A 15514-nucleotide genomic window follows, 5' to 3' on the forward strand; every position below is an offset into this window, starting at 1 on the left:
GATGATTCAGGCGGGAAGGGGGAACAGTTGGATTTACTCCACCTGCTGATGGAGATACGGCCTTGCCTGGCGCAGCAGGTGGATAAACAACACTTACTCAAGCGCTATTTACTTAAAGTGCCTGAATCCGTGAGCAGCAGTTGCTCTTTTTCCACTTGTTCCCCTGCAATCGCCAGATGTCGAGAAATTAAGCTGCGTTTATCCAATTGTTTGGTTACTGACCTGGCTCGTCGCCGCAATGTAATTATTTTCTACTAAAACGGTTACAAAAACAATTTAAGATAGTCCATTTTTTTAAGCGGTCCTGGAGGGTATTATGAGTACGCTAGCCGGAGTCATCATTCGAACGAGAAGGAGATGAAAAAATGAAAGCGGTTAATTCAGCCCGGAAAGAACAGAAGTGGTCCAGAACAAGCGTCAAAGCTCTGCTGCTCAGCCTCGCGGTCCTGCTCATGCTGCCTCAGTGGGGAGGGAGAGCTGCGGCGGAAGAGTCGGGGACGTCACTACCAGAGCCGGTAGTGGCTGCACAAGGAGGAACGAATGTGACGGATTTCTACAATGTCATCATGCAGACCGGGGCCGATCCCTGGGTATACAAGCACACGGACGGCTATTATTACAACACCTTTGTTAATGCCAGTGGAGTGATGGTCCGCAGGTCGAAGACGATTACCGGTATTGAAGCAGGCGAGCGGAGTCTGGCTTGGTCGCCGGTTAAGGGAACCATGTACAGCTCCAACGTGTGGGCACCGGAGATGCATTATCTCAAAGATACGGACGGCCAGTACAAATGGTATATCTACGTTGCAGCCGATAACGGAACCAACGCTAACCACCGTATGTATGTGATGGAGAATGCCAGTGCCGATCCGATGACCGGAAGCTGGACCTTCAAAGGCAAGATTACCGATGCCACGGACCGCTGGGCGATTGACGGCACTGTGCTGACGATCGGTGACCAGCACTACTTCATCTGGTCCGGCTGGGAGGACACCGATGGCAGCTTTCAGAATCTGTATATCGCCAGAATGAGCAATCCATGGACGATCAGCTCGCAGCGAGTGCTCCTGTCCACGCCGGAGTATGACTGGGAGACCTCACCCGGCCGGATCAATGAAGGCCCGCAGATTACGATCAAAGGGAACAAGATCAATCTGGTCTACTCCGCCAACGGGAGCTGGACAGACAGCTATAGTCTCGGCTTGATCACGGCCAGCACCAGTGCTGATCTGATGAATCCCGCTTCCTGGACCAAGCGTAATCAGCCGATCTTCTCCAGCGCGAACGGTGTCTATGGCCCGGGCCATCACAGTATCGTGACTTCACCGGACGGTACCGAGGACTGGATCATCTACCATTCCGCCCGCTGGCCTGGCTCAGGCTGGACACGCAATGTCCGAGCACAGAAGTTCACCTGGAAAGCAGATAATACGCCGAACCTAGGAGAGCCCGTTAATCCGAACAGTCCGATAGCAATCCCATCAGGCGAGCCAGCCCGGATTCGTTATCAAGCTGAAGAAGCTCTGCTTGTAAAAGATCCTGCTGGCAATTCATCCCCAGCGGTCCGGCGCGAAAGCTCCGCCTCCGGCGGGATGAAAATTACCAACCTCGCGAACGCCTACGACTACGCCCAGTTCAACGTCAACGTGCCGGAAGCGGGCTTCTATGTGATGTCCGTGCGCAACAGCAACGGCTCGGCGAATGCGGGGGATGCCTCCCATATCCTGTCGGTCAACGGCGGGCCCGGAGCGTCGATGAATATTGTCTATTCCGGCGCGAACCGCTGGGGAGCCTCCACGGCGAAAATCTATTTTCAGCAGGGAGACAACGTTCTCCGCTTCACCAAGGGGAATAATCTGGCTGACATCGACAGCCTGGATCTATCCCGGCTGAATACATCGGAGCTGCTGTTCGGGACTCCCGGATATACGCTTGGTCTTAACGAGACCCGCAGTCTGCCCCTTTATACAGTAACAGGAACTACCTATGCTGCTGTCACGGCAGGTGTGGTCCTGACCTCGTCCGATACGAACGTAGCCGTGATTCAAGCAGGGAATCAGGTGACGGCCGCCGGGGCAGGAAGTGCAACGATTACCGCCACCTATAACGGCAAAACTGCTGCCGTTGCAGTTAACGTCAAGGCTGAACCGAAAACAGTACAGTCCTTGGCGCTCACTGGGCCGGAGCCTGTGCTGATCAGCGGCCAGATCAGCTCACCGTTGCGGGCAACAACATATTACAACAATTATGAAGTTCAGGATGTAACAGGAAGTGCGCAGTACACCAGCAGCAATCCAGGCGTGGCAGTCATCGACCCGGCTACCCATACGGTAAATGCCGTTCAACCGGGCACGGCGCTAATTATTGCCTCATACGGGGGCAAGCAAACCACTCACCGTATAACAGTCATCGCCGCTTCCGATGCCGTTCAGGTCACTTCAACAGTGAAGACACCTTCAGGCGTGGTTCCCGTGCTTCCGGGCGTTGTAAATGCCGTCTACCACAACCAGACGGTTCAGGCCCAGGTGACCGGCAGCGAGACGGCAGGACTGGACTTCAGCACCATTGGCACGGTTCAGATTCCTGTGACGCTCAAGATCAGCGGCCAGGAGTTCTCCTCCACTATCTCTGTAGAGGTTGTACCTGGTTATGGTCTGGATGAGATCGTAAGTCAGCTGCGCAGCAAGCTGGCAAATAACTCTTATCCGCTTGGAAACGGGGCAGGCAATTATAGTGCAGCCAAGTATGCGGACTTCGTTGCCGCTGTGGATCAAGCGGAGACGCTGGCCGGCAATGCGGAGCTGACGGAGGCGCAGTTCAATGCAGAACTGAATGCGCTGGCTAATGCGGAAGCCGCCCTGCTGAATTCGCTGAATACCACGCAGAACGGCATAACTTATAAGGCGTACCGGGATTTCTCCGGCGATACAGCAGGCAAATATCCTTACGGCATTACTGCGCAGGATTTGACGAATGGCGCTACGGCTGTAGTCCAGGAAGAAGCCGGCAACAAATTTCTGCGGCTGACCACGACCGCGGTATCAGGCAAAGCCAACCTGTTCCTGCCTTATCTTGGGGAGGTTAGTGCTGCGGGGAATCAGCGCATTGTCATAGAGTACCGCGTGCGGTTAAACAGCAGCTTCCAGTATGCCAACGGCGCCATGGTAAGAAATGATAGCGGTACAAGCAACTATTCGATGGTTACAGCGTTCGATTCCGGTAAAATCCTTGTGCAAAATGGCGGTTCCAACAAGGTCAAGGTGAGAGACTTCTCGCTGGGCACATGGTACGCCATCAAAATGGTAGCGAACTGGGATGCCAAGACGTACAGCGTGTATATCAACAATGAATCTGTTCCGGCTGCTACGGATTTCGCCTTCCGCCACACTGGCGGCAGCACTCTGACCGGACAACTGTTCGGTGTTGACGGCTACGCGAATGCGTCCATCGACTTCGACGATTTCAAGGTTAGGGTTACCGGAGATTAACCAGCGGAGGGATAGACAACATGTCAAGTCAGGCTTACGAAAAGTTCACACCGTTACACAACGCCAAGCTCGTTCTGGGGTATCTGACCTCTATGGTGGATGAGCAGGAAGACAATCTGCCCTACTGGCTGATACTACCGCATAAGAAGCCAGCCGAGGCTGCCCATTGCCGGGTGGACGATGCGGAGCTGGTCGGCTCTTGGTATGAGGCCATCGATGCGGTGCGCAAAATGCTGAAGACGGAGGAAGGCGCTGCGGTGCAGCAATCCTTTTACCGTCATCTGATGAAGTCCTGGGGGGAGCACGGCCTGCGCTTTCATGAGCCTTATCCGTGGACGCATACGAATCATAGCTCTTTTCATGAAATGGGCTATATTCTTCCTTCGCTGAACCGGATGCTGGAGAATGATCCCGGGGATAAGGAGGCGGAGAGCAGAGCGGCCGGGCTGGTCAGGGGAATGCGCTCCCTGGTGATCGAGCGGAAGGTTCGAACGTTCTGGTCGGGGGATTATGAGGAGCAGGAACCGCTGTACGAATTCCCCAATGATGTGTACCTGAAGGACGGCGGCTTCGAGCTGTCCAGGCACACCGGGCGGGGGGAGCAGTCGATACGCAATGCCATTATCCTACATTCTCTGGTGCGCAGATATGAAATTGCCGGAGATGAGGCCGCGCTTGATCTGGCAACGGGCATTGCCAACCATCTGCTCGGACCTTCGCGATATTTCAATTACAGGATGGAATTCTTCGGCCATGTCCATTCCGCAGGGTGGGTGGCCTCCGGGCTGGTCCGGCTGGGCCGCGTTACCGGGAAAGAGCGCTATATCAAGGCCGGCAAAGGAATCTATGATTATATCCGCAGCCTGTCCTCCTCCTTCGGCTGGGTGCCTGAGTATGCCCAGTGGCATCCGCCGCATGAGGAGCATTGCGAGACCTGCTGCATCAAGGATATGATCGAATGTGCGAATGAGCTGATTCTGGCCGGGTATGAGGAATATTGGGAGGATATGACCTTGTTTGCGCGGAACCAGCTGGTGGAGAATCAGCTTAAGGTATCTTCCTACGTAGTCACAGACAACAACCGGCCTGACGAAGCAGGCATAACCTACAGGGAGATTGACCAAAGAATGATCGGGGGCTTCACCGGAGGCTCGCTCGTCAATTCCATGTCATTATCCAAGTTCCGCTCGATTGCGGGCTGCTGCGTCGGCATGGCTCCGGTGGCTCTGGAGATCGTATGGAACCGGGCGGTGGAATTTCAGGACGGAATGGTAATCGTCAATATGCCGGTGGATAAGGAGACGGAGGAGGCTGCCGTCACGATGAGCTATCCCGATCAGGGCTATATATCCATTACAGCCAAGCAGCCGTGCGATGTTGCGGTAAGGGTCTATGACTGGATGGGGCAGAACCTCAGCATCAAGATTAACGGAGCCTTCTGCACACCTGAGAGGGAAGGAAATCTGCTTGTCATCCGCAGTGTAGGGGCAGGGGACACGGTTGAGCTTACGCATCCGCTGGAAACGCTGCTTGTGAAGGAGATCGTGCGCGGCGAGGAATACAAGGTATCCTGGAGAGGCTGTGATGTCGTGGATATCGCTCCCCGGGGTGAGCATTTGAGACTGTATCAGCGGGATCTGCGTATCCCGAAAGTGTATCCCACGCCGGAAGATGTTCACTTCACCGGAGCGGCGAATTACGGGCCTACCCAGCAGGCGCAGGGGAGCAAGTGATTTTAGCACTGGAGCATTCATAAGCCGTAATTGAAAAACCGCACCGCGCAGACATTGCTTGCGGGGTGCGGTTTTTTGGCGTTTTAGACAGAATATGGACTTCAGCGCCGGGTAGATATTTCTCTGTTGCCGGTGAAAATTGAGACTGTACGGCTCACTTATTATTGGTCTTCCTGACCAAGTCCACGCCATCGTAAGCCAGACTTTCCACACTTGCCGCCTTCTGCCGGAGGTAATGATCCAAAAAGGTCTTCGTATAGTCTGTAACCAGATTTCGCATCTCCATCGCATCCCGTTTGCCTCTGAGTTCCTCACTAACACCGGTAAACACGATGTCACAGTAATCTAAATGCGCAACCCGGTCAACAGAGAAATAATAGGTTTCTCTGCTATTGTTAGCGCCAATGACCGCATTCATGTTGTAGTTGGGTTCACGATACAGCAGCAGGAAGGGCGTATTAAGATCGCTATCGAGGAGACCGAATGCACCGCTATCCAAGCCAATCCCGCAGGTAAACCGGTCGTCGTCCCGGCAGACCATCGCCGTCGTAAGCCCACCATACGAATGTCCGACGATGCCCATGCCGGTGTCAACAAGCAGTCTGCCTTTAAAGATAGAATCCAGCTCTCCAGTGTCCAGCTTGTGCAGAACATCGGCTACAAAACGCACATCTTCTGCCTGTAACTCACTAAACTCTGTTAACTTGGCAAGTACCGGGAGTGCAAGCACTCTACGGCACATCTGAACGGCAGCTTCATCGTCCAGCCTCATCTCCATCGTACCAGCCAGCGCCAGCATCTCCGGATCTTCAGACAACGCTATGATGGCATCGGAGAAGTCCTTGGATACATTAAACAGACGCCCGTCTTTACGCTTATACATCGTGCTATTCGGATGGCCGATGCTTACCACAACATATCCCATACTGGCCAAGTCTGTACAGAGCACTGTTCCCCATTCCGGAGAGCCGCCCCCGCCGCAGACATAGAATAACACCGGATAGCGCTGTTCCTTCGCGGAGAGAGCAAGGTCGTCGTAACACCGGGTCTTGAACTCTATGGAGAAAAAATCGCTCGTAACATACCCGGTGACGAGCGGCTGATCTTTTAACAACCCGTAGACTTCAGGAAACATGTATGCTGATGTAGCTTTACCTTCGCTGCTGTCAGACGGATAGAATATGAACGCTGTCAGTTCTCTTGTGGAATGGTCCGAAGCCGTGTACTCCAGATCCATCTGAGTCCGGCCAACCGTATAGCTGCCAACAGGTGCTGGAAAAACCTCGTAAGTTCTCATATGCTTGTTCATTCACTTCTACTCCTTTGCTTTTTTAATATCGATAACCAGCTCGGAATATTTATGATCTTCAAGCAGACCATGACCCATAAAGTCAGCAAAGTATTTGCTAAGCTTATGCTGCATCTGAGAATCCTTAATCCCGAATTCCCTATAGAACATGACTAAATTAAACTGCATAGATTCAAACATAAATGAAATCAGGTCATCGTCAATATCAGGCCGGAGATATCCGTCCACCCTCAGCCGCCGTATAATGTCCTTAATCAAGGGGAAGGACTCGCCCTTTAGCACGTTCAGATATACTTTCAGCAGTATGTCCTCGGGAATGTGTAAAAAAGTCTCAGTAAGCTTGATCTCCAGCTCATTCAGCGGCTCGGCCACCGTACCATTCACGTTACCAAATAAGCCGGTAAGGAAAAACCGGAACAGGGAATCTTCAGTACTGTTATTAAAATACGCAGCTCTTTTCCGGGTCACATTACGGATTAAGTGACAATACAGGTCATCTTTGTCTTCAAAATAACGGTAGAAGGTTCCGGGGTGCATAGACAAGCTATCCAGCACCATCTTCATCGATATATCCTCGTAAAGATGATCCACAAAAAGCTGCATAGCCCTGTTCGATATTTCCTCGCGCCTGGCTTCATCCAATCGAAAGAACGTATTTTTTGGCATCGTTTCCTCCTTTAATACATGGTGTGAACTGATTCACACTATATCGATAATCGATTCACATGTCAAATATCCGAGCCGGAACAACGGCATATCAAAAAACCACAACCCGCATGTAACTCTTGCGAATTGTGGTTTCTAAGTGTTAGAGCAGAATACGAACTTCGCCGCTGGACAGATATTCCTCGTCGCCATTCGGATACCGGACCTTCAGGCGGCAGTCGTTGTCGATATCAACGGCAGTTGCCGCTTGCTCTTGATGCTCCTTAACAACCATGACCGTCTCACCCAGCGACATCATGCGCTGCCGGTATTCGGGCAGAAACAGCCGTTCCTTAAGCTGCTCATAATAGCCCATGAAGCGGTTCAGCACTTCGGCTGTAAGCCTGTTGCGCAGATCGCCTGGAGGCTTGTCCTCCTTGTATACAGAGGTTGCAATCTCAGACAGTGCGGCGGGGAAGCCCGCTGCGGGCAGCGCCACATTGATCCCGATCCCGAGTACGGCATAATCCAGCCACTCATTCTCCAGGGACAGGGAAGCCTCGGTGAGGATTCCGCACACCTTTTTACCGTTCATGAATACGTCATTCACCCATTTGATCTGCGTGCTGAGGCCGGACACACTCTCGATCGCCAGAGCCACCGCAACGGCAGCAGAGGTAGTCAGAAGCGTAGCATCTGCCGCCGACAGCCGGGGTCGCAGCAGAATGCTCATATAGATGCCCGTCCCCGCAGGGGAAAAGAAAGGCCGGCCTTTCCGGCCCCGCCCGGCGGTTTGCTCCTCCGAGAGGATGACTTTGCCTTCCGCTTCACCGCCGGAAGCCAGCGCCTTCACCAGCTCGTTCGTGGAAGCCACGCTCTTGAAAACTTCAAGCCGCAGCGTTTGCCCCCTGGCATCCAGGTATTTGGCGACCGCTGCGGCGGACAGAATGTCCGTCTGCGGGGACAGGGAGTATCCCTTATTGGTGACGGCCTGAATGGAATAGCCGTCACTCTGCAGCGCTTTGATGGCCTTCCACACTGCGCTGCGCGTCACGGATAACCGCCCGGCGATGTCCTCGCCGGAGAAGTATTCACCCTTATTGCTATCCAGTAAGGCCAGGATATGTTCTTTAACTGTCATGCCTATAACCCTCCACAAGTCTAACGTTCCGATCTCATCTCTTTAAATATATTAACATGCTTAGGATCATTAGAAAAATCAGGTATACTCACATCATCATTGTGAACCTATTAATAATTTATGGTTTACAATGGAGGCGTCCTCCACTATAATTCAGCTTGTTGGCTGGACTCCTTGACCGGAAGGCCGCCCAATTCCTGTATCTTATCTTGTGGAGGTTATTGAATTGAGAATCAAAGAGTTGGTCTATGCGGCCTTATTCGCCGCGCTTATCGCGGTGCTGGGCTTGGTTCCGCCCGTATCGCTAGGCATTATTCCTGTACCTGTCACTGCCCAGACGCTTGGCGTCATGCTGGCCGGCTGTTTTCTGGGCTGGCGGACAGGTGCACTCAGCCTGATCATTTTTCTTATCCTTATCGCTTTAGGCTTACCGGTATTACCAGGCGGACGCGGCGGGCTGGCCATACTCGTTGGACCGACAGCAGGCTATCTGTTCAGCTGGCCGCTGGCCGCCGGGCTGATCGGCTGGTTCGCTGAAGCGGTCTGGCCGAAGCTCCGGGCCTGGAAGCTGTTCGCCGTTAATCTGATCTTTGGCGTTCTGCTCGTTAATCTAATCGGCGCTTCGACCATGGCCTGGATCACGAATACTCCGCTCTGGACCGGACTTGCCGGGTCTGCGGCTTTTCTGCCTGGAGATCTGATCAAGGCTCTGCTGGCCGCTGTCATCACCATGCAGCTCCGGGCGTTCAGTCCGGTTGAGGAGAAGAGGGGGGCGTGAGATTCCGGTGAATCTGGCAGAACACATTCTGGAACGTGCCGCACTCGTCCCTCACCGTATTGCAATTTCAGATGGACACGAAGACTGTACCTATGAGCAGCTCACGAAGCGGGTTCAACAGGTTGCCAGCGGTCTGCGGCAGGGCGGACACACGAATCAGACCGTTGCGCTTCTCTCCGGTAACCGCATGGAATTCGCCGAATTTGTCCTGGGTGCTATCTATGCAGGCTGCACTCCCGTGCTGCTGGACCCGAAATGGTCTCTAGCAGAGCTGGAGCAGGTCATCCGGCAATGCGCTCCCGGGCTGATTGTCAGTGAAGCATGCTTCACAGCTGATCTGACTGGTCGTTACAGCGGAATTCCTCAGCTATATTTCGGCAGGGGACAGGTCTCCGGCAGCTATGAGGCTTGGGTAACAGGATTCGGGCCGGAGGCTGAAGCCGCAGATAGCCCTGAACTGCTGTTCATCGGGTATACCTCTGGCACCACAGGTATCCCGAAGGGGTATATGCGCACCCATCAGTCGTGGTTCAGCAGCTTGGAGGCTACAGAGAAGGCGTTCAGCCTGAACCGGATGCAGCATGTGCTTGCGCCCGGGCCGTTCGTGCATTCGCTGTCGCTGTTCGCCCTGCTGCAATCCCTGTACAGCAGAGCCACGTTCCATCTCCTTCCGGAATTCGATGCAGAGCACGTGCTCACCCTGTGCTCCCGTGTACCGGATATGATTCTGTTCGTTGTGCCCGCTATGACCGAGGCGTTATTGCGCCAAGCGGAGTCAAGCAACGCCGAGGTGTCCATCCAGGCCTTGATTAGCTCCGGCGGCAAGTGGCCTGTGTCTTCTATACCTAAGTGCCGCGAGAGGTTCAACGGGGTTAGGCTCTATGAGTATTACGGCTCTTCTGAAGCCAGCTACATCAGCTATCTGGAGCTTACTGGAGCGGAGCCGCAGGACTCTCTGGGCCAGCCGTTCAGTGGTGTAGAGCTATTGATCTGCGATGAACAGTTCCGCGGGGTTCCTCAAGGCACAGTGGGGGAGCTATACATCCGCAGCGATATGATCTTCTCCGGATATCATCTCCTGCCGGAAGAGACGGCGCGGGTATTCCGGGACGGCTGGCTGCGCACAGGGGATTACGTATATCAGGACCGGCAGATGCATCTGCGCCTGGCCGGACGCGCGGGCAGTATGATCAAGAGCGGGGGGCTCAAGGTGTTCCCGGAAGAAGTGGAAGCGGTGCTGCTTCGCCATCCGAATATCCGGGAGGCGATGGTGTTCGGCATACCGGATGAACGCTGGGGGGAGCAGGTAACGTTACTGATACAGTGGCAGGGCCAGGAACGGCTTACGCTCGATGAGATCAGGAAGTATTGCCGCCCCTATCTTGCCAGCTATAAGCTGCCTAAGCAGCTGATTAACGTAGAGGGATTCAGCTACACCGGTTCCGGCAAAATCGCCCGCCAGCTCATGAAGATCCGCGCGGTAGAGGGTTTGACATGAAGAAGGCCGTGCAGGAAGAAGTTCCGCCCATGCTCGTTTTTGACCAGGTCGATTTTGCTTATCGGAGAGGGCAGCCGGTTCTCCGTCAGCTCAGCTTTGACATACGCCAAGGCGAATTCGTTGCCATCATCGGCGCGAATGGCAGCGGTAAATCCACCATCGCCAAGCTAATGAACGGATTACTGCTGCCAAGAGCCGGAGAGGTGAGGATAGGAGCGCTGCGTACCTCGAAGCACCAGAATCTCGTAAGCATCCGCGAGCGGGCCGGACTGGTCTTCCAGAATCCTGACGATCAGTTCATTACGGCTTCCGTGCTGGATGAGGTGGTCTTCGGGCTGGAGAATCTGCGTGTCCCGCGAACCGCAATGCTCAGCCGGGCAACCCGTGCACTGCAAGCCGTTCATATGGAAGATTATATGGATGCTGCTCCGCATCAGCTGTCGGGCGGGCAGAAGCAGCGGGTTGCTGTGGCGGCCGTTCTGGCAATGGAGCCCTCCATCCTCATCCTGGATGAAGCCACCTCCATGCTTGATCCGCAGGGCAGGCAGGACCTTCTTCAGGTGATGCATGCGCTTCACCGGCAAGGGCAGACGATCATCCACATTACCCATCATATGGATGAGATACTGCCTTCTGACCGTGTGCTGCTGCTTAGCCGGGGAGAGCTGGCTTTTGACGGGACGCCCTCCGGCTTGTTCAGCAGTGTAAGCATGACGGAGCACCAGCTTGCTCCTCCTTTTGCCGTAAGATTATTTCAGGCACTCGGGCTGGACGCTCCGCTGCATGCAGAATGGAAGGAGACGATCAGAACCTTATGGTCTACGCATTGCAGGATGTAAGTGTGAAGATGAACGGGCGGGACATTCTTGAATCCGTAAGCTGCACGTTACAGGAGGGAAAGTGGATTTCGGTTATCGGTCAGTCCGGGGCCGGCAAATCCACCCTCGCCAAAGTATTCAAGGGTCTGCTACCGATCAGCAAAGGCGAATATAGCTATCGTGGGCAGCCATTGCCAAAGGATCAGCAGGGCAGGCTGAAGGCTGTGCCGCACATCGGTTATGTCTTTCAGTATCCGGAGCAGCAGCTGTTTGCGGCAACGGTCAATCAGGAGCTGGCTTTTGCGCTTACCATGAAGGGCGAATCCCGGGCGAACGTGGAGCAAGCGATCCGGCAGGTTATGGAGCAGTTGGGCTTACCCGCAGCGCTGCTTCAGCAGCATCCCTTACAGCTAAGTGGCGGACTTAAACGGCTGGTGGCTATCGCTTCTGTGCTGATCGCCGGGCCGGAGCTGCTTATTCTGGATGAACCTACCGCAGGGCTTGATCCCGGGAACAAGAACGACTTGCTCAGGCGGCTAAAAAGCTGGCAGGAGGAGCACAAGCGGACTGTGCTATTCCTGTCCCATCAGCTGGAGGATGTTGCCGAATACTCGGATGAGGTGATGGTTATGGCGCAGGGGCGGTTGTTAGGACATTGGGGGGTCAACGAACTGTTCCTTAAGCATGCGGAGTGCATGGAGCAAGCGGGTCTGCCTGTACCGGAGCCGATTCAGCTTTTGAGAATCATCGAGGAATGTTCTGGAGTGAAGCATCAGCCTGCAAGCTACAGGGAAGCGGAGATTTTCCGAATGGTGAATGCTATCTGGCAGGCAAAGGGTCTCTGAGCGATGACGGATAAAATCATAATCGGGCAGTATGTCCCCTCAGACTCTGTCATCCACCGGCTTGACCCGCGAACCAAGCTGCTCATCCTTGTAGCCTTCACAATTGGCAGTATGCATCTCCAGGCTATTACAGGATACATTGCTGCGACAGTTCTGGCGGGAGGACAGCTCCTCTTGTCCAGAGTTCCGCTTCGTATGCTCTTACGGGCATTGCAGCCGCTTCTGTTCATCCTGCTGCTGCCAATGCTCTATCATCTCCTGTTCAACCAGGAAGGGCTCAGGAATGAGCTCTTCGCACTCTGGCGGATTCTGCTCCTGGTCTCGCTTGCTCTCATCCTGACATTAACGACGAAACCGCTCGATCTGGCCAAAGGTCTGGAACAGCTGTGCAAGCCGTTATCCCGTCTGGGCGTTCCGGCAGAAGCGCTGGCCTTGACGGTTATGCTGGCTATTCGTTTTATCCCCACCATTACCCAGGAGCTGGACCGCATTCTTGTAGCGCAACAGGCCAGAGGGTATGATATCAAGGATACCAAAGGCTTTAACCGGATACAGGCTTACAGCCAATTAGTGATTCCGCTGCTCGTCACCACCCTTGCGCGGGCGGAGCAGCTGGCGATGACGATTGAGGCAAGGGCTTACGGGAACGGGAAGGGACGGACTTCCTATCGGGTGCTGAAATATGCACGAATGGATTATGCAGCCGGCGGGATCATGCTTGCGTATGTTCTGCTGGGAATTCTGCTGGAGAGATGAGGAGATAGAGCTTGAACAGAACAGCCATACTGGAGCGGCTTCAGTCAGAGCTGCGCGAAGGCAACCATATTATTGGTGTCTCGACAGGTACAGGAATTACAGCCAAGGTTGCCGCTGACAGCGGAGCAGACTTCATTCTAATGCTGAACTCCGGCAAGTTCCGGCAGATGGGGAGAAGCTCGCTGGCGGGGTTCCTGCCCTTCTGCAACAGTAATGAAATGGTGATGGATTTTGCCTCGAAGGAGATTGTACCGCTGGTTAGAGACACTCCGGTGCTGTTCGGGCTGAATGCGAATGATCCAACGAGAGAAATGTCCCTGTATATAGAAGAGATTAAGGCCAGAGGCTTCGCGGGAGTGAATAATTATCCGACGGTCGGCCTGATCGACGGGGTGTTCAGAGAGGCACTGGAGGAGGACGGTATCAGCTATGACAGGGAGGTTGAGGCTATACGTCTGGCTCATCAGCAGGAGCTGTTCACGGTGGGCTTCGTCTTCGACGAAGCCCAGGCGGTCCAGATGGCAGAGGCGGGAGCGGATGTGATCTGTGTGCATCTCGGCCTAACCGTAGGCGGATTGCTGGGGGCACGGAAGGTGGTCTCGCTGGAAGCTGCCAAGGCGAAGGCGCTGCGTATTCTCACTGCCTGCGGAGAGGTTAAGCCTGAAGTCATTAAGATGATCTACGGCGGCCCGGTCAAGACTCCGGTTGACGTCCAGTATATGTACAGCAGCAACACGCAGATTATGGGCTACATTGGCGGCTCTGCCTTTGAACGGATTCCCTCCGAGCAGTCGATTACAGCCATAACCCGCGATTTCAAGCGCCTGGGCAAGCTGGATGAGGATGATCTCATGGTCAAGATGCTCAGCGGCATCACCCGGCATTACGATTACGTAGAATTCGTCAAAGAGTATGTCGCCCAGAACTACAGCGAGGAAGTAGTGTTCGCGGATTTGGCCAAGGTGGCACATGTGTCACGCAGTTATTTGAGCAGCTTGTTTAAAAAGGAGGTAGGGTGCAGCTTCCAGAACTATCTGGTCGGCTTCCGTATGCAAAAGGCTGCCATCCTGCTCCAGGCCCCGCATCTGCAATTATCCGAGGTGTCCGCAATGGTCGGCTACCCCGACTATGCCCAGTTCAGCAGAATGTTCAAGAAGCTGATGGGCTGCTCGCCCAAGCAGTACAAATCTAACCTAAACACAAAAACATAGAACATAAAAGCGTTTTCATCCATAAAATTGCCCGGTATGATGAATCTATGATTCGTATACGAGGAGGCCACAGAATGAAGACGATCGCTATAGCTGGAACGTTTGATACGAAGGGTGAGGAGTATCTGTACATCAAGCAGCTTGCAGAGGAGCTGGGCCTCAGAGCCCTGATGATCCATACCGGTGTATTCGAGCCAGCCTTTCAACCCGATGTGTCTAACCGGGAGGTCGCATCCGCCGCAGGTGTGGAGCTGGACGAGCTTGCCGCGAAGAAGGACCGGGCGTTAGCTACAGAGGTCTTGTCCAAGGGGCTGGAGAAGCTTGCTCCCCGGTTATACCAGGAGGGCAAATTTGACGGCATCATATCCTTCGGGGGCACCGGCGGAACTTCACTGGTTGCACCTGCCATGAGAGCCTTGCCGATCGGCGTACCGAAGGTGCTGGTATCCACGGTTGCCTCCGGAAATACCGCCCCCTATGTCGGGACTAGCGATATTATGATGATTCCGTCTGTCGTGGATGTCTCAGGCCTCAATTCGATCTCGACGAGAATATTCAGCAATGCAATGTTTGCCATCGCGGGCATGCTCCTGTTCGAAGCAGACTATGAACCGGAGAAAAAGCCGCTGGTAGCAGCCACCATGTTCGGAGTGACCACGCCGTGTGTGACCGAAGCGCGCAAATACCTGGAGGAGCGCGGCTACGAGGTGCTGGTATTCCATGCTACCGGAATCGGCGGACAATCGATGGAGGCGCTGATCGAAGCGGGCTTCATTGAAGGGGTGCTGGACTTAACCACCACCGAATGGGCAGATGAACTGATCGGCGGCGTCTTGAACGCAGGGCCGCACCGCCTGGAGGCCGCAGGCCGCAACCGTATTCCGCAGGTCGTCTCGGTGGGCGCCCTGGACATGTGCAACTTCGGACCAGCGGATACCGTGCCGGAGAAGTTCAAGGATCGCAAATTCTATCATCATAATCCTACAGTCACCCTGATGCGGACGACCGTGGAAGAGAATGAACAGCTCGGCAGGAAGCTCGCCGAGAAGCTCAATATGGCAACGGAGATTACGGTGCTTATGCTGCCGCTTGGCGGTATTTCGGCGATTGATGTGGAGGGTCAGCCCTTCTACGGCCCTGAAGAGGACCGGATGCTGTTCGATACCCTGCGCCGGCAGGTGGACCGCTCAAGGGTTGAATTGATTGAAATGGACGAGGCGATCAACGATCCGGCCTTTGCCGGGGCAGCAGCCCAGAAGCTGATTGATCTCATGCAGGCCGCGAAGGCCTGA

The 15514-nt window shown here is 54.3% G+C and carries 12 protein-coding genes; 9 read left to right on the forward strand and 3 right to left on the reverse strand.

Going from position 1 to position 15514, the window contains the following annotated elements:
- Positions 1-365: 365 nt before the first annotated feature.
- Together MKY12_RS14490 and MKY12_RS14495 are read left to right on the forward strand one after the other, a co-directional pair.
- On the forward strand, positions 366-3488 hold the full coding sequence (locus tag MKY12_RS14490) for a family 43 glycosylhydrolase (protein ID WP_339314251.1): 3123 nt from the start codon (positions 366-368) through the stop codon (positions 3486-3488).
- Between the two features lie 20 nt (positions 3489-3508).
- Positions 3509-5221: a hypothetical protein gene (locus tag MKY12_RS14495; RefSeq protein ID WP_339314253.1), complete on the forward strand. Its 1713-nt coding sequence runs from the start codon at positions 3509-3511 to the stop codon at positions 5219-5221.
- A 154-nt stretch (positions 5222-5375) separates the two neighbouring features.
- On the opposite strand, the gene MKY12_RS14500 is transcribed toward MKY12_RS14495, so the two are convergent.
- The 3 genes from MKY12_RS14500 to MKY12_RS14510 all read right to left on the reverse strand — a co-directional run bounded on the left by MKY12_RS14500 (position 5376) and on the right by MKY12_RS14510 (position 8316).
- Complete coding sequence (locus MKY12_RS14500; protein ID WP_339314867.1) at positions 5376-6518, reverse strand: choline esterase; 1143 nt, start codon at positions 6516-6518, stop codon at positions 5376-5378.
- A gap of 18 nt (positions 6519-6536) precedes the next feature.
- Complete coding sequence (locus tag MKY12_RS14505; protein ID WP_339314255.1) at positions 6537-7196, reverse strand: TetR/AcrR family transcriptional regulator; 660 nt, start codon at positions 7194-7196, stop codon at positions 6537-6539.
- Between the two features lie 142 nt (positions 7197-7338).
- Positions 7339-8316 carry a biotin--[acetyl-CoA-carboxylase] ligase gene (locus MKY12_RS14510; protein WP_339314257.1) on the reverse strand — a complete coding sequence of 326 codons (978 nt, stop codon included), beginning with the start codon at positions 8314-8316 and terminating at the stop codon, positions 7339-7341.
- Positions 8317-8542: 226 nt separating this feature from the next.
- Here MKY12_RS14510 and MKY12_RS14515 point away from each other — a divergent pair, with 226 nt between their 5' ends.
- The 7 genes from MKY12_RS14515 (at position 8543) to MKY12_RS14545 (ending at position 15514) form a co-directional block, all read left to right on the forward strand.
- A complete protein-coding gene (locus MKY12_RS14515; protein WP_209870832.1) occupies positions 8543-9094 on the forward strand; it encodes a biotin transporter BioY in 552 nt (183 codons plus the stop codon).
- Positions 9095-9101: 7 nt separating this feature from the next.
- Positions 9102-10592, forward strand: a complete 1491-nt coding sequence (locus MKY12_RS14520; RefSeq protein ID WP_339314259.1) for an AMP-binding protein — start codon at positions 9102-9104, stop codon at positions 10590-10592.
- Positions 10589-11431 (forward strand): energy-coupling factor transporter ATPase, encoded by an 843-nt coding sequence (locus MKY12_RS14525; protein WP_339314261.1) that lies wholly within the window; start codon positions 10589-10591, stop codon positions 11429-11431. Before MKY12_RS14520 ends, MKY12_RS14525 begins: the two co-directional genes overlap by 4 nt.
- A complete protein-coding gene (locus tag MKY12_RS14530) occupies positions 11383-12255 on the forward strand; it encodes an ATP-binding cassette domain-containing protein (protein WP_339314263.1) in 873 nt (290 codons plus the stop codon). The genes MKY12_RS14525 and MKY12_RS14530 overlap by 49 nt, the downstream gene beginning before the upstream one ends.
- 3 nt (positions 12256-12258) lie before the next feature.
- Positions 12259-13011, forward strand: coding sequence for an energy-coupling factor transporter transmembrane protein EcfT (locus MKY12_RS14535; protein ID WP_339314265.1), 753 nt, complete (start codon positions 12259-12261; stop codon positions 13009-13011).
- Between the two features lie 11 nt (positions 13012-13022).
- A complete protein-coding gene (locus tag MKY12_RS14540; RefSeq protein WP_339314267.1) occupies positions 13023-14222 on the forward strand; it encodes a phosphoenolpyruvate hydrolase family protein in 1200 nt (399 codons plus the stop codon).
- Positions 14223-14296: 74 nt separating this feature from the next.
- Positions 14297-15514, forward strand: a complete 1218-nt coding sequence (locus MKY12_RS14545) for a Tm-1-like ATP-binding domain-containing protein (protein WP_339314269.1) — start codon at positions 14297-14299, stop codon at positions 15512-15514.

It is taken from the genome of Paenibacillus sp. FSL M7-0896, from assembly GCF_037975415.1.
Classification (GTDB): domain Bacteria; phylum Bacillota; class Bacilli; order Paenibacillales; family Paenibacillaceae; genus Paenibacillus_AQ; species Paenibacillus_AQ silagei.